Here is a 16,227-nt window from a genome sequence, read left to right as displayed (position 1 = left end):
TTAGTGACCATCAAAATTTTTTATAGCCCTAACATTAGACCTGACATTTTTAGCTTAATGTAAGCCCATAGCGCTTACTGTTACGGCTCTGTTTGGATTAAGGAATGCAATGCCAAGCTTAAATCGCATCATACTTATCGATACTCATCTACCTGGCGTGGTAGAACTGGCTCTGGATGGCCACACCAATATTTGCGGCACTAACGCATCGGGTAAAACTACCCTACAGCGGTTGGTACCGGTTTTTTATGGTGAATACCCGAGTCGAGTGGTGCCATCAACCCGTGACAGCTTTGAGCGCTGGTACTTGCCTCATGATTCAAGCTACATCATTTATGAATACATCAAGTCTGACGGCCTCGCTTATCAGGCTGTGCTCGCTTCTGCGGGTGATGGTAAAGGGGTTAATTACCGCTTTATTGCGAAGGGGTTTGAGCTTGAGGATTACATCAAGACAAAACAGGGGGATAGCATTCAGTGTTACACCATGGCTGAACTTGGCCGTGAGATGAAGCGCGCAGGTGTGGCGGTAACTAATCTGCTCAATACTCGCGAATATCGCGCCATTATCCAGAATGATCGCGCGCTATTAAGCACCGGCAGTAATCGCAATGAACTGCGCAACTATGCGCGCCAGTTCTCCTTGTGTGAAGCTGAGCATTCACTGCGCCATATCGAAAAACTGGCTAAAGCGGTGCACTCGAAAGAGGGCAAGATGGAAACGATCAAATCAATGATCGCAGCCATTTTAGAAGAGGACGGTGTTAATCCGCCTAGCTCTCGCCTTAATCCACAACGTGTTGAAGCGTGGATCCGTGAGAGTCAGCTTATCCAGGGGTTTGAGCAAATTCGCCCAGAGTTTGAAAAGCTGGAGCAAGAGTTTAACCAATTACTCAGTACCGAGCAGCGCCTAGCTAGCCTACGTCGTGGTTATAGCAAAGACGAAACCACAGAAATTGAGCGCCAGGAGCATCATCAAGACCTGTCTAAAGCTTTAAATGCTCAGTTGCGTCAGTTAGATGATGAGTGGAAAGAGCAGCGCGACGAACTTAACCTCGACTTGTCAGCCGCCAAAGGTGACGTGGCTAAGTGTGAGCATGAGCTGGACTCAATTGAAGATCAGCATGCTAACTTCCAAGACGCCGACATTGAACAAGCTAAGTTAGATTTAGAGCAGCTACCGAGCTGGCGCGGCAGTTTAGAGAACCTAAGCGAGCGTCATAAGTTACAAACTGAAAAGCATCAAGATATTGAGGCGGCTTATAACGCCCGTCGCAGCAAGATTGGCGAAGGCCTTAACCGTGAGCTAGAAAACTTGCATCAAGAGCAAGATAGCCTGCGAGAGTCGCGCGATAAGCAAAGAGAGGTGGGCCGCAGTGAGCTTGCTGAGCTTGAGCAAGAGTGGCGTGAATCGACCGAAAAAGGCCAGGCCCAATTTAGCGAGCAAGCCTACCAGCTCAAAGTCTCTGCTGCTGAGCTTAAGGTTCGCGTCGACAGCGTGACTTACTCAGAAGATGAAAAGCTTGCCCTTGCGGTATTTGATGAGCGCATATCTGGCGCGGATGAAAATCAAGAGGCCTGCAATGCTAAAGTCGATCGCCTATCGAGCGAGGAGCGTAAGCTTAGGGCCAAGCGCGATCAAGCCAACGAGAGCCTGCGTGTCGCCGGTATTCGAGTCACCGAGCGCCAAAGTGAGCTTGAAGAGCTGCAACATATTTTGTTCCCGCAGTCGCATACCTTGCTGGAGTTTTTACGTAAAGAAGCTAACGGCTGGGAAAACACCTTAGGTAAGGTGATTAACTCTGAGCTACTGCACCGTAGCGATCTACACCCAAGCCTAATTAGCGATAAGTTAAACAGCGACAACCTAGAAGCGCTATACGGCATTGCACTCGACTTAAAAGCTATCGACGCGCCAGAATATGCCGCTTCAGAGCAAGAGCTAAGAGTTAAGCACGCCGCTGCCGAAGAGATGTTAGCCAGCGCTAAAGAGCTGCAAGCGGAAGCGGAAGATATCTTAGTTGCTAGCAACACTGAGCTGGATAACCTGCTGCGCGAGCTAACGTTTGCCCGTACGGCTTATAAGAATAGCCGTGATGATCTGCGTCGCCTGTTTGATGACAAGCGCGCCGAGCAAGAAAAGATTAACCAAGCGCTGAATGAGCGCAAAGCAGCATCGCAAAAGCAACTTGCCCGTATCGATAGTGATATCAAGCAATTGCAAAGCCAGCAGCAGGAGTGGCTTGCAGAGCAAAAAGAGCAAGCGCTTGAAGCGCGCATGGAGAAAAATGCTTACTGGCAAGAAGTGGTTGGCGCATTAGACAATCAACTTGGGCAAGTGAAAGCCAATATTCAAAACCGCCGAGATCACGCTGCAAGCGAGCAAAAAGCCTGTGAGCAGTGGTACAAGAATGAGCTTAAGTCTCGTGGTGTCGACGAAGCCAAAATCGTTGCCCTAAAAGCGGAGATCCGCACGCTAGAAAGCAATATCAGTAAAGCCGAGCAGCGCCGTAGCGAAGTATTGCGTTACGAAGACTGGTATCAGCACACCTGGCTTAAACGTAAGCCAAAGCTACAATCTGAGCTGAGCAAAGTTAAACATGCCAGCCTAGATCTAGAGCAACAGCTAAAGAGTAAAGCTAACGAAGTTAAAGCTAAGCGTAACGAGCTAGATGGTGAGCGTAAGCGCTCTGATGCGGTGCAAATTGAAGCATCGGAGAACTTAACTAAACTGCGCAGCGTGATGCGTAAACTGAGCGAGCTTAAGCTACCGCCAAATAATGATGATGCACAGGGCAGCCTGTCTGAGCGTTTGCGTCAAGGTGAAGACCAACTGCTTAAGCGTGATTCTATGATGGGCTCAGTTAAGCAATATGTTGAGCACTTTGACTCAGTGATCGCCAGCAAATCAGGTTCAGGTTTATCAGAGACCTGGGAGCGCGCCCGTGAAGAATCAAGCTTTGTTAATGACAAAGGCATTCGCATTATCGATTACCGCAAGTTGGTGCCACAGCTAGAGCAGCTGCTGAACGTGATGGTGCCGCAATCGATTATGGCGCTACGTGAGCAAGGGCGAATTTTTGGTGTCGACTTAACGGCCTTCTACGATGTACTCGCCGATATCGACCGCCGTATCGCCTCACAAAGTGCGCGTATTACACGCGAGGTGGGTGAAGAACTGTTCCTTGACGGCGTATCAGAATCAGCCGTTAGAATTCGTTCACGCATTAGTGAGCTTGAGTTCTGGCCTGAGCTGGAGCAGTTTGTTAAGGCGTTTAAGCGCTGGAAAGCCGATGGCTTTAATGACTTACCGGGCGAGGATTACACCAACAGCATGCGCCGCGCGTTAGACATTATCGGCCGCGCAGCACTGTCAGGTGGCATTGCTAAGCTGCTAGAGATTGAATTGCGCCTAAAAGAGGGCAATAGCGATTTGATTATTCGAACCGACAGACAGCTAAATGAATCATCGAGTCACGGTATGGCTTACTTGATTTTGTGTAAGTTCTTACTGGCATTTACCCGTCTGCTTCGTGGCCGCGCCGAGGTGACCATTCACTGGCCGATTGATGAGCTAGGTACCTTGCACCACGGTAACGTGAAGAAGATTTTTGATGCCTGTGAGAACAACAACATCTCAGTACTGGGCGCGTTTCCGAACCCAGAGTCAGAGGTGTTGAGCCTGTTTGCTAACCGTTACATCATCAATAAACAAACTAAGAAACTGCAGGTGGTTAAGCCTCAAGTTAATCCTATCGCCGATAAACTTAATCAGCGACGCACTCAGGAGGCCGTGTAATGAGCCAAGTAACCGAAACCGCCATTGTAGGGACTAGCGCCCTGATCGAGCGTTTACTTAAAGGTCAGTTTATCTGCCGCACCACTGATGAAGACGGTTGGCGCGCACTTAAAAGCCCGTCGACTCGTGAACATGTTGAAAACTACCTTAACCAGATCAACCGTACTATCGGCTCTGCCAGTGAAGGCGAAGTGTTTTTCTGTGGTTATCAGCAGCTAGGTGATAGCGAGCGTAAAGTCATTTCATCGCAGTTTAAAGATATCTGTAATGCGCTTATCCCGCTGGTGGAGTGGCTAGTGTTAGTGCAAGAGGGCAGTGGCCAAGACGCCCCGCTTTCTGAAGGTGTTGCGGTGCGTTTAACTGAGCTGCAAACCCGCATTGAAGACACGCCAGCATTTCGTGAGCAGTTAGCAAAAATCAGTCACTACCGCCTGTTTGGCTCTACCAGTACCAATGTAGATGCACAGATAAAGTTAGTGTTTAAGCGCTTGGTCGAGCTAGGTTATCTGACTCGCCCTAACAGTGAGAAGCAAATTTATATCGCCACCGGTAAGCTCGATTACCTGTATGAAGTGATCCGCTTTATCGATGAGACCGAAGGCTTAAGTCTTGAAGCGCAGGCCGAGACCGCAACGCAAAGGGATCTGATCTAATATGAGCAGTAACTTACACCAAGCTGGTGTTAAGCTGCTAAAACAGCTTGGACGCCATGCAGAGCTGGTGATGGACGTTTACTTGTCAGGCTCGGTCTCGATTGATGAGAGCAACGCTGGCGCCATCGATAAGCTACAGAAAAGCGATATCTTGTGGCGACCAGAGCCTGAGCAGGAGCTGCGCCTTAAGCGTTCGGTGCGAGCCTTGCTTGAGGAAGCCTTGAGCGATGAGCGTAATCGTCAGATTGACTCTAATGTTGGCTCGTCACTGGCGACCATTAAAACCTTGGCTGCTCACTATAAAGAGGCGCGTCATAATGTCGACTTTGCAGCTTCTGAGGCTTACCTTGCCGACTTAAGTGAACATGTTTACAGTTTTGCCGATGGTCTACGTTACTCAATTCGTGTGCTGTGGAGCCGCATCAACAACGAATTTGGCTATGTAGGCAGCATTAACGCGAAAATCCGCGAAAATGAGTTAGCTCAGAGCCAGGTATCTGAGCTGCTAAATGGCCTTGAGATGTTCCAGTTTAGTGAGCTCGGTGAGATCGCTGGCGATATTCGAGAGCTTAGAAAGCTGCTGGTTACCACCTTGCAAGAAACCTTAAGTGACTGTACTCAAGAGCTTAGTGTTGTGCAGGCACGTTTACTTGAATTGCTTGGGCGTTTTCGCCAAATTCGGGGCCGTACTCGATTGCTAAAAGGTTGGTTGTTGTATACCGACTTACACCCTGATTATCGCCCTGCAGATCACGTTAGCCACAAGCAGCTCCCGGCGTTGTTTAATATCGCTGAGCCACTTCTTGCGCCTGCGGCAGTAGATGTACAAAACCATAGCTTAGAGCCTGAGTTATTAGAGATAGTCTCAAATATTAAACGTATCGACCGCTTAAATGATGTTGGCGTTATGCGTGAGCAAGATGTCTCAGTAGATTTGACCCAGGTGGAAGATTTCGATATTCCCGATAACCCGCTCAAGATAGCGGTAGATGGCTATTTCTGTGCCGTAATCGACTCGGGCAAGAGCCAGTCAGCATTGGATTACCTCGATGAGCATGGTCTGCCTTGGGATAGAGAATCATGGTTGTATCAGGTGATCTGCGGTTATGAGGGCCTGCCAGAAGAGCATCGTAGCTACTTCGAGCTTGAGCATATCGGTGAGCCAGACCCTGTGTATAGCGGTAACTTCATCATTAAGGATGTGGAGCTGTGGTTGGCGTAATCGCCAGTCTAAATCAAGGCTAAAGCAAGCCTAATAGGCCGCAAAACAGCTTAATAAAAAGCACCTTTTAAGGTGCTTTTTTTATGAGCATTAGTCGGTGTTATTGTCTCGGGGTGGCGGTATCGTGCTGTGTGTGTGGTATTTTATAGTTTATTGCTCTTTCATATGGATTTCTGGTGACATTTTTGACTATTCTGTTTTTAAGTTTCTGTGTGGAAAATGATGCGGATATGTTGCTGGTGTAAAAGTTGTGAAATTTAAGTCGTGTTTTGTGGTTGGTGAAAAGCGTTGCTTATCAATGGTTTGATTGCTGTTGTGCTGAGTGGTTACCTGCCTGTATCAAAAACTTATTATGCCATTTTGATTGAAATTTTTGCCAGCATGTTTCACTATCCTTGGCACATAGAGATGAAAACCTATAATTCATCAAAATTGAAGGCAATAGAAGGCATGCGTTAAGACATGTCCTAATAAGGCAAGCAAATGACTAAATCACTTTCGACTCGGATCTTTATCGGTCTATTTTCAGGGCTAATTTTTGGCTCTATCATCCAATACTTCCTCGCTGATATCAGCTTATTCTCTGGCACTATCGTTGACTTGGCCTCAGGCGCAGGCACCATGTTCGTTAATATGATCATGATGCTAGTGGTACCGTTAGTGTTCGTCAGTATCGTTTGCGGTGTGTGCGAGCTTAAGGATCTCAACAGCTTCGGCCGCCTAGGCGGTAAAACATTCGGTTTTTACATCATCAATACTCTAGTGGCTATTGTCGCGGCATTAGGGGTGGCGTTATTGCTTGCTCCTGGTAAAGGCGTCGATATGTCCAGTGGCGGCGGTGTCGATATTGTCGCCACTGAGCTACCTAACCTTGTAGATTTAGTGGTGAGCATAGTGCCGAGCAACCCCGTTGCGGCATTTAGCTCGGGTAACATGCTACAGGTTATCTTTATGGCGCTGCTACTTGGTGGCGTGATTAAATCCTTAGGCGATGCGGCGCAAAGCGCGGTAAATGGCTTTCAAGTTGCTAACAAGATCATGATGAAGTTGATTAGCGTCGTGATGCAATTAGCCCCTATCGGTGTGTTTGCCTTGATGTTAAAGCTTGGTGCAACACTAGAAGCGGCGATATTTGGCAGTGTGGTTGAATATCTGGCGTTGATCTTAGGCTTATTGTTGTTGTGGATTTTCGTAGTGTATCCATTTGCCGTTGGCATGTTCACACAAGTTTCAGCAAAAGAGTTTCGCGCTAAGACCCGCGAGCAAATCTTGTTTTCACTGTCGACTGCGAGCTCAAACGCCACTATCCCAGTGACTATGCGTACGCTTACCGAAAAGCTGGGTGTGAGCCGCGCAGTGGCAGGCTTTGGTGTACCTCTCGGCGCAACCATGAACATGGGCGGCGTGTCGATTTATATCACGATTGCTATCTTCTTTGTGGCTAATGCGTTCGGCGCACCAATTTCAATGGAGCAGCTACCAGCATTGATGTTCAGTGTTTTCTTACTGTCAGTTGGCGCAGGTGGCGTACCCGGTGGCGGCATGGTGATGATTGGGGTGCTTATTCATCAGATGGGTCTACCTATCGAAGCATTCGCAATCGTGGCAGCACTTGACCGTTTAATCGATATGGTACTGACCTCTTGTAACGTGGTGGGTGACACTGCTGTTTTGACCATCGTTGATGAAACAGAAAAGAGCAGCGAGGCTAAGGTCGCAGCAGCTCAGACTCAAGCTCAAGCTTAAACTGCACTAGAACCGCTATTTCAGGATAAAAAATGCCAGCAATTTGCTGGCATTTTTGTGTTCAGTTTACAGCATAGAAGCTGCTTACTTTTCTTTAGTGATGCGCCGGCTTAGCGCGCTTTGGCTGATGCCAAGCATTTGCGCCGCTGCAGTTTGATTGTTAGCGGTGCGGTTCAAGGCTTCGTGAATTAACGCATCGCTCATCTGTGCTAATGTCGGCAAATTCTTAGGGAAGATAAACTGGTCGCTATCAGACGTATTAGCCGGTTTGCTGAGGTTCATTGCTTCCATAAACGGGGTGATATTAAGAGAGATCCCGTCACTGCGACTGACCGCATCAAACACCATGCCTTTAAGCTCATGCAAGTTGCCAGGAAAATCGTATTCCGATAACTGCTGCGCCAGTGAGCTGGGTTGTTGCGGCTCTGAAAGCCCCATATCCTTCGCTGCTAAGCTAATAAAGTGATTGATAAGCATAGATAGATCTAGCTTACGCTGTCTCAATGGTGGCAGTTTGATTGTGTGTGATCGTAGGCGATATAAAAGATCACTTCTAAATTTCCCCGCTTGATTAAGTGCAAGCAGATCATGCTGGGTCGAGGTAATGATTTTACACATTACCGGATAGGCTCTGTCGCTACCGATTGGGTAATACTGTTTATGCTCAATCACATCCACAAGTTTAGCTTGAGCTTCAATTGGCAAGTCACCAATTTCATTTAAATAGAGTAAGCCCGTTTGCACCTGGTGCAATACCCCCGCTTGAGCACTGATCTGGCCATCGTCCTGAGTATGAATTTGGCCAAATAACTGCAGCTCAAAGGCTGAGGTGCTAATACCGGCTAAGTTGACGTTAATAAACGGCGCATCAGCACAAATAAGCTGATGGCACGATTTGGCAAATTCATCTTTACCTGTGCCACTTTCACCCTGAATTAAAATCGGTTCAGGGCTTAAGGCGACCGCCTCAAGATAGCGGAATTGGTCAAGCAGCGCTGGCTCGCAGGTGAGAATATTATTAAACACCTCGGGACGATTTAAGGTACGGCTTAAAAAGCTTTCTTTAATCCTTAAGTAGTTCCGCTCAAGGCCAACCACTTCTAATGCGCGGCGCACTGTGCGGGCAAGGTCGTCGACGTTATCGGTTTTAATAAAGTAGTCATACGCGCCGTTTTTAATGCAGCGCACGGCAGTGTCAACTTCGTTCACACCTGTGACTATCAACACTCGTGTTTTAGGAAACTCGCTACGGATCATCTCTAGTAAGTCTTCGCCGGAGTGAAATGGCATGGTCAGATCGAGCAGCACAAGGGCGTAGTCACCGGTCTGCAATCGACTCATCACCTGGCGGCTATCGACGCAGGTATCAATTTTCGCTTCCGGTACTAAGCGGTTAAGCGTGATAGAAAGCGTTCTAAGCCAAGAGGCTTCATCGTCAACAAGAAGAATATTTCTAGCAAGTTTCATTTGATACCAATCCTATTAAATATCTGTTCTAGAGCCCAGTGGCTTTCAATTCAAGGTGTATTGATGAAGAAATTAGTACTCCAACGGAAAGCGAATTTTAATCTCAGTCCCTTCGCCAAGACGTGAACTGATCTGCATGTCGGCCTTGTGTTCTTTGATGATGCGGCTGCACACCGATAAGCCCAGTCCAGTGCCACCACTTGAGCGGCGGGTGGTAAAGAAGGGCTCGGTAATTCTTTGTAATGTTGCTCTATCCATACCGACTCCTTTATCGCTAATGACAAGGCAGATATGGCTCTGCTCTACACAGGTTTTGATATCGATGTGATTGCCGCATTCATAGCACTCTGCGTCCTGCCTTATGGCATGACAGGCATTCTGGATAAGATTAATCAGCACTTGATGTAGCTGCTGGGCATCACCCATAACAACAGGTGAGGGAGTTAGCAGGTCGGTAGTGACATTAAATATCTTAGTCTGGTTGGCTGTAAGGCGCAGCGATACCGCTACTACTTCATTAAGGCTAATTGGCTGATATTCGTTGGCTAGGCTCGGTAAGGCATAACGTTTGAGATCGTTAACAATGCGACTTATCCGCTCTGCTCCCTCGTGAATAGACTGGCCACTTAACTCAAGTTCGCCCATTGCAGAGTCTGGAGGCAAGCCTGCCACTGTCCAAAACGGGTTCTGCTTCTGATAATGGTTGCTGGCCTCAGAAAGATCCTTTAGCGCGTCATTAATAAAGGCGATAGCGTGGACGATAATCCCGGTAGGATTATTAATTTCGTGGGCAATACCCGCCGACAGTTCACCGAGGGATGCCAGGCGGCTGGCTTCATCATTAGCTTGGCGTAGCCTATGCTGCTCAGTGGCTTCCTCTAGCAGAATTACCACCTGTAGTTTGCTGATAGGGTGTAACTGCAACTGCCAATACTGGTTGTTGATCTGCATATCTGCGGTTTGCGATTTTTGCTCAGCTAGTGCGCCAGATAGCGCATGGCTCAAGTTAAAGGTTTCGCCATCAATGTAGTGAAACTCAGGGTTTGTCAGTAGGTCGTTATTATTGTCATTACTCCATAAGCATTCGCCGTCTTGGTTAAACAGAGTCACACCATGGGGAATGCCGTCGAGCACTGACTGGAACTGTTTCGATAGGCTAGATATGGCTAACTCGGCTTTTTTGCGCTGGGCTAGCTCTTTTTTAAGCGCCTTAGAACGCTTACGTAGGCTAAGACTGATAAAGCCGGTGAGTAGCATACCGACGGCAGAGAGCAAGCTGACAAAGATGGCTAACGATAACATTCTTTTTTGAGCGGAGTTCAGATCAACTTTCTCGCGGCCAGTACCAAACCACTTATTGACTAAGCGGTCGTACTCACCCGATAGCTTTAATTGTCTGAGGGCATCATTTATCTGAGCCATCAGCGCATCATTCTTATGGTTACTCACAAAGTTGAAGGCGCCATAAATAAGCGGATCACTTGAGCTACGGACTGATGGATACAGTGGCATTAAACGTCTAGCCACGAAGTTCTCAGCGATGACCACATCGACTTCACCTTTTATCAGCTTTTGAAAGCCGGTTTCATACAGGTCGACATCGACGCGGGTAAAGTCCTGCTTTTTTCCTGAAATATACACATCGACAAACGCACCTTTTTTAATGGCGACACGTTTACCTACTAGATCAGCCCAGCCATTAATAAATGACTTACCTTGCAGGGTATACGCTTTGGCATGGGTAGCGTAAATAGGGTCTGACTGGCTCAACTCTCTGTCGATGCTAATCGGGCTCACAACCGCAATCACATCAATTAATGAATCTGGATTATGTACATCATTGAGCAGTTGTTGAAAGCTTTTGCGGCGGGTGACAATGCGTTTACCTGTGAGCTGGCCGATGCGGTCCATTAACTCAAGATTAAAGCCTTGGTCGACACCGTTGTTACGCCACTCTAGCGGCGCAGTTTTTGAATGAACCCCAAAGACGATGTTTTGCTTAAGGTGTGGCTCTTCAGCATGCAACGGCTGCGAGAGTGCTAATATGTAGAGAGTGCAAAGACTGCAAACTAAGTTAACAAATGTTTTCATATTTGAATCTTAGCATGAGCTTATGCAGCATAACTGTGCGGGGTTTCTCGCTTTTAAAGCAATACGTACTGGCTTTAAGTGCTACCGAACCCTTGGTTTATCAGGTTTTTATCATTGTAAGCATCTTTAGCTTTTGAGTTTGGCCGGTTTGTGATCTTGTTAACCTAGTCTTATGCATTTTTGCATAACTGCCTATCAGGTTATGCATGTTTGCATGGCCGCTTTTACAAGCTGTGATCGAGTGTTCAGTTTCTCTAGCTACTTGGTACATGCAGTTGATGCCTTAACGCAATAGGCAGACAATTACCTCGAATTGAGTATTTAAGACAGCGTTTATGACTGTCGTATATAACGTGATAGCTTTTTGCGCTGCTAAGAACAGCAATAAAAAGGCGAGGAAATGAGATGAAAAACTTTAAAAAAGCAGTGTGTATTGCAACACTTCTCGGCTCAGCAGGCTTTATGTCTAACGCCATTGCGGCAGACAACTTGGCAGAATTCCACGGTGAAAACCAAGAGTGTGATAGCTGCCACATGCCAGATGGTGAGCTTTCAAACGACAGCTTAACTTACGAGAATGAACAGTGTGTAGCTTGCCACGGTACACTCGCTGAAGTTGCTGAAGAAACTAAACATGAGCACTACAATGCCCATGACTCTCATTTCCCTGGCGAAGTGGCTTGTACTTCTTGTCACAGCGCTCACGAAAAATCGATGGTCTACTGTGACTCTTGCCATAGCTTCGACTTTGACATGCCTTACACTAAGAAGTGGGAACGTCATGAGCCAAGCATCGATGAGTTATTAAAAGACACTGAAGATCGTCAAGCAGCCCTTGCTGCAGCACCACGTGACACCGTTGATGTCGTTGTTGTCGGTTCAGGTGGCGCAGGTTTCTCTGCAGCGGTATCTGCAGTTGATCACGGCGCTAAAGTGATTCTAATTGAAAAAGAACCTGTTATTGGCGGTAACGCTAAGCTTGCAGCAGGTGGCATGAACGCCGCTTGGACTGATCAGCAAAAAGCAAAAGGCATTAAAGATAGTGTTGAGTCTATGTACAAAGACACTATGAAAGGTGGTCGTGACCTAAACGAGCCAGAGCTAGTTGAAGTACTCACTTCACACTCTAAAGGTTCTGTTGATTGGTTAACCGCAATGGGCGCAGATCTTAACGACGTAGGTCGTATGGGCGGCGCATCAGCCAACCGTTCACACCGTCCAACAGGTGGTGCAGGTGTGGGTGCTCACGTAATCCAAGTACTTTACGATAACGCGGTTAAGCGTGACGTTGATATGCGTATGAACACCCGTGGTATCGAAATTCTTAAAGACGATAAAGGCAATGTTAAAGGCCTACTCGTTAAAGGCATGTACAAAGGTTACTACTGGATTAAAGCTGACGCAGTTATCCTAGCAACAGGTGGTTTTGCTAAGAACAACGAGCGTGTATCAAAACTTGATCCTAAGTTAAAAGGCTTCATCTCAACTAACCAACCTGGTGCCACAGGTGACGGTATCGACGTAGCAGGTAATGCTGGCGCGGCGATGACAGATCTACAGTACATTCAGGCTCACCCAACATTATCTGTTAAAGGTGGTGTGATGGTTACTGAAGCGGTTCGTGGTAACGGCGCAATCTTGGTTAACCGTGAAGGTAAGCGCTTCGTCAACGAAATCACCACACGTGATAAGGCTTCTGCAGCGATTTTGAACCAAACAGGCAAATCAGCCTTCCTAATCTTTGATGACTCAGTACGTAAGTCGCTAAGTAAGATTGATAAGTACATCGGTCTAGGTGTTGTACCAAGTGCTGACTCGCTAGTTAAACTAGGTGAGCAGACAGGTATTGACGGTAAGAACCTAACTGAAGCTGTTGCACGCTACAACACACTTGTTAAGAGCGGTAAGGATGCAGACTTTGAACGTCCTAACCTACCTCGTGCTCTTAACGAAGGTAACTACTACGCAATCGAAGTGACTCCTGGTGTTCACCACACTATGGGCGGCGTGAAGATTGACTCTAAAGCTGAAATTATGAACGCGAAGCAGCAAGTTATCCCAGGTCTATATGGCGCAGGTGAAGTAACTGGTGGTGTTCACGGTGCTAACCGTCTAGGTGGTAACGCTATCTCTGATATCGTCACCTTCGGTAGAATGGCTGGTGAGAATGCAGCGGCTTATTCTAAAAAGAATTAGTCTAAAAAGAATTAGTCTAAGAAAAACTAATCTTAGATTGTTAGTCGGGGTTGGGATTTGAGTTAAGTTTCAGCCTCAGACTAGAAAACAAAAGCCTTCATCTTATAGATGGAGGCTTTTTTGTTTTCTCAATTTCAGTTGAGAGTGATTGATGCCAAAGGCGTGATAAAGGTCGTGGTGCTTCGCTCCACATTGGCAATGCATCAGGCGGCGCCTGACCAACGTCGTGGGATTCCATCCCACCCCCTAGCAAGGAGGACTGCTCGTCCTTATCCTCCTTGCATCCACCATGACGCCCCGACGAAGTTGTTGATCCTCATGCTCCAATAAAAATTGCCTAACGGCTCAGATGGGACATCCATGTCCCGCCGAGCCTGAACCATCATCCATGATGCTTCCACGGCATTTTCATCTACGTATTTCGGCAACTCCGATGGGGATTGGGTGTTTTTTGTGAGTCTCTAAGTTTCATTCGGCATTTAATTGTGAAGCTGAATCTAGAAAACATTCTAATTTAATGGCGAGAGGCTGAGTCAGTTGCCTGTCAGTCAAAAGTGCTGAAAATGATGTGCGTGAAGTTTCCTCAATTGATTAGTATGCAGCAGTGGGTAGTGTGAAGAGCGTTGTAGGTGAATATTGCTGGTAGTGAGGCGCAAAGGCATGAGATTTAATGAGTTAAAGGCAGAAGTAACAGATGCTTATATGAAGTATTACGTTGAAGGCTTTAAGAGTAATGATTTATTGCTAATTGATAAAATAGTGCAATACCCTCTCGCGTATATAAAAGGTGGAGCAGTAAAAATGTGCGATTCTTATCCTATCAATCCCAAGGAACTAAAGTTCGAAAAGCAATGGGATCATTCCATAGATTGGTGTTTTGAAGTGACTGCTGTTAATGAAGGGGATGCTCATGCTGTTGCATCTGCAATACGTTGCCGCAAAGATGGAACGAAAATAGAGCATGTACATGGCTTCTATGCTTTTACGAAAAAATCAGGCAAATGGAAAATGTATGCTGTAGCAGATACGACGTTTTAGTAATAACGAGTTACTAGGGATACTGATTAAACTTAGGGATGAAAATGATAGAAAGAAAGCGTGGCATATATCAAGGTAGGAATAAGTCGTCATCATATAAAGATTTAGTTTGGACAGTTGCTACCGCATCAGATACATCGCTTGAGATAAGCGGTCAAACTAAGTTAGCTCTTCAAACGATAGATGATAACTTGAAAGAGCTCGGTTCTAATAAATACCACATTATGAGTGCTCAAGTTTTTATTGCCTGCATGGCTGATAAACCCAGAATGGATAAGGTTTGGTGTGATTGGCTAGGAGAGGATCCAGAGCACTGGCCACAACGAGCATGTCTAGGCGTAGCATTGGAAGGAAATGTTCTAATTGAAGTTACAGTCACAGCTGTTAAAAAATAGCTTTACCAAAGATATCAACCTAAATGCTGGCCGACAGAAGCCGCTTTGATTTTCACTGGTAATGCATCGGGCTGCGCCTGACAAAAGTAGTGAATTGGAGGTTGAGCCTCTGAGTCAGTAACTACTTTTGTTGTTGGACGTAGCCTAACTCAATAGTCTAATTTACCTGAACTATTGATTCATCGGTGCATAATCCTCAAATTGCACAATATTGACGCCAACCATACTTGATAAGTATTGCTCTAAGAAAACCTTGTGATTGGCTCCTATTATAATAACAACTTTACCGCCAACGTGATCAGCGACTACCCGCATTATATTTGAAGCCATATTGAGGTTTCGTATCTCCCATAGGGCGACCCTCGCCAGTGCAGATTTAGGCTCCAAATCTTTATCTACAAAGCCTAACCATTCTTTATTGATTACGTCAGATTGATACTCTTCGCTATTGAACCAGTAAAACAGAGGCAGCCAATTTCCTGTTTCCAGTGCTTGAGACTTTAACTTCTCGGGTTTGGTTATATATTCGCTTGAGCGGAATTCTGCCCAAAAAGTTGATTTTTGGTAAGACGGCATTAACTCGTTAACGACTTTACCGTAAATGTCTTTGTCTAAATGATCATCAATAGGATATAAACGATTTAGGTTAAGTCTTTCAGCTAATTCGACTGCAATGACATTTATTTCGTTGTTACGATTTGTTTGCTTATTGAGAAATGTTTTCAGTTCTTTCGAAAGGCTATCATTAGGGATGTTAGCATCTAAAAGATTCCAGTTCAGGGTTGCTGTATCACGGTTGTAGCCTGCTATAGCTAGCTTGATAAGCTCTATTCTTTTCTGCTGGTTAAACTGGTTTTTAGCCAGCAATTTATTCATTTTGTTAATCGCATCATTAGCTGAAATCCCTAAAGCTTTCTGCTCTTTTCCTGCTAATGACAAAAGTGTATCACCGACAAATTGTGATAAAACTTCTTGATACTCTTCTGGGCCATTGAGCATAGTAATTATGTCTTGAGCCCTTAGTGATTCGATAGCGACAGCGGTAGGGTTAAATGTTTCTAGCATTTGGATGACGGGGACAAAATCTTCCCTGTTTAGCTCACCCTTAATTGTATTGAGGTGTCCACTCCCTAAGATCATGACTTCTGTTTTATGTTTAGCTTTGGCATTTAAACTTTGAATATGCTGCTTTGCAAAAATATTATGCGATATCAACAGACATATAATTAAGGCTAAAAATCTACACATCTACAGTCCTCCTTGATTGGGTTTTTTACAATATATGAGGTTTGGTTAGGGTTTTAAACCGTAGAGTGCTGGATAAGATGTAAAGTGCATACAAACGTTGGAAATGCACTGTTTCACAGTATATATATCTGCTTTTATATTTTGACTTTCATTAAATAAGTCAAAAATCACATCGTAATATGGTGTGGTTTAGGTCACTTATTGAAATAAATGGGTCAGAGTCTGACGAATCCCCACAAAAAGATAAACAGAAATAATGAGATAGGCAAAATAATAAGGAACATTCATGGCATTCGGTGATCAAATTTATCGCCAAACAAAAATTACCACGAGTAAATGCCATGAATGCAAAGCAAGTTTTATCAAAATGCC

The 16,227-nt window shown here is 45.8% G+C and carries 10 protein-coding genes; 7 read left to right on the top strand and 3 right to left on the bottom strand.

Annotated features, from left to right (window positions below; genetic code table 11):
• Positions 1 to 109 precede the first annotated feature (109 nt).
• The 4 genes from ACVBIO_RS04260 (at position 110) to ACVBIO_RS04245 (ending at position 7,420) form a co-directional block, all read left to right on the top strand.
• Complete coding sequence (locus ACVBIO_RS04260; protein WP_447160958.1) at positions 110 to 3,799, top strand: ATP-binding protein; 3,690 nt, start codon at positions 110 to 112, stop codon at positions 3,797 to 3,799.
• On the top strand, positions 3,799 to 4,452 hold the full coding sequence (locus tag ACVBIO_RS04255; protein WP_447160959.1) for a hypothetical protein: 654 nt from the start codon (positions 3,799 to 3,801) through the stop codon (positions 4,450 to 4,452). Before ACVBIO_RS04260 ends, ACVBIO_RS04255 begins: the two co-directional genes overlap by 1 nt.
• Position 4,453: 1 nt before the next feature.
• Positions 4,454 to 5,674: a phosphoenolpyruvate carboxylase gene (locus ACVBIO_RS04250; RefSeq protein WP_447160960.1), complete on the top strand. Its 1,221-nt coding sequence runs from the start codon at positions 4,454 to 4,456 to the stop codon at positions 5,672 to 5,674.
• Between the two features lie 483 nt (positions 5,675 to 6,157).
• The gene (locus ACVBIO_RS04245; RefSeq protein ID WP_447172063.1) at positions 6,158 to 7,420 is read left to right on the top strand and encodes a dicarboxylate/amino acid:cation symporter; all 1,263 of its coding nucleotides are present in this window, start codon (positions 6,158 to 6,160) and stop codon (positions 7,418 to 7,420) included.
• 84 nt (positions 7,421 to 7,504) lie between these two features.
• Here the strand turns inward: ACVBIO_RS04245 and ACVBIO_RS04240 are convergent, their stop codons facing one another.
• Both ACVBIO_RS04240 and ACVBIO_RS04235 read right to left on the bottom strand, forming a co-directional pair.
• Positions 7,505 to 8,887: a sigma-54-dependent transcriptional regulator gene (locus tag ACVBIO_RS04240; protein WP_447160962.1), complete on the bottom strand. Its 1,383-nt coding sequence runs from the start codon at positions 8,885 to 8,887 to the stop codon at positions 7,505 to 7,507.
• Positions 8,888 to 8,959: 72 nt separating this feature from the next.
• Positions 8,960 to 10,978: an ATP-binding protein gene (locus tag ACVBIO_RS04235; RefSeq protein ID WP_447172062.1), complete on the bottom strand. Its 2,019-nt coding sequence runs from the start codon at positions 10,976 to 10,978 to the stop codon at positions 8,960 to 8,962.
• A gap of 405 nt (positions 10,979 to 11,383) precedes the next feature.
• On the opposite strand from ACVBIO_RS04235, the gene ACVBIO_RS04230 reads away from it, so the two are divergent.
• From ACVBIO_RS04230 to ACVBIO_RS04220, 3 genes are all read left to right on the top strand, one after another.
• Complete coding sequence (locus ACVBIO_RS04230) at positions 11,384 to 13,174, top strand: flavocytochrome c (RefSeq protein WP_447160964.1); 1,791 nt, start codon at positions 11,384 to 11,386, stop codon at positions 13,172 to 13,174.
• A 660-nt stretch (positions 13,175 to 13,834) separates the two neighbouring features.
• Positions 13,835 to 14,212 (top strand): hypothetical protein, encoded by a 378-nt coding sequence (locus ACVBIO_RS04225; RefSeq protein WP_447172061.1) that lies wholly within the window; start codon positions 13,835 to 13,837, stop codon positions 14,210 to 14,212.
• 44 nt (positions 14,213 to 14,256) lie between these two features.
• Positions 14,257 to 14,607, top strand: coding sequence for a RidA family protein (locus ACVBIO_RS04220; RefSeq protein ID WP_447172060.1), 351 nt, complete (start codon positions 14,257 to 14,259; stop codon positions 14,605 to 14,607).
• A gap of 171 nt (positions 14,608 to 14,778) precedes the next feature.
• Here ACVBIO_RS04220 and ACVBIO_RS04215 read toward each other — a convergent pair whose 3' ends face one another.
• On the bottom strand, positions 14,779 to 15,855 hold the full coding sequence (locus ACVBIO_RS04215) for a DUF5694 domain-containing protein (RefSeq protein WP_447172059.1): 1,077 nt from the start codon (positions 15,853 to 15,855) through the stop codon (positions 14,779 to 14,781).
• Positions 15,856 to 16,227: the final 372 nt, after the last annotated feature.

The sequence above is a fragment of the Shewanella sp. 0m-8 genome, from assembly GCF_052977265.1.
The sequence above is the reverse complement of the archived record's forward strand: the minus strand, read 5'-3'. Positions and strand labels throughout refer to the sequence as shown.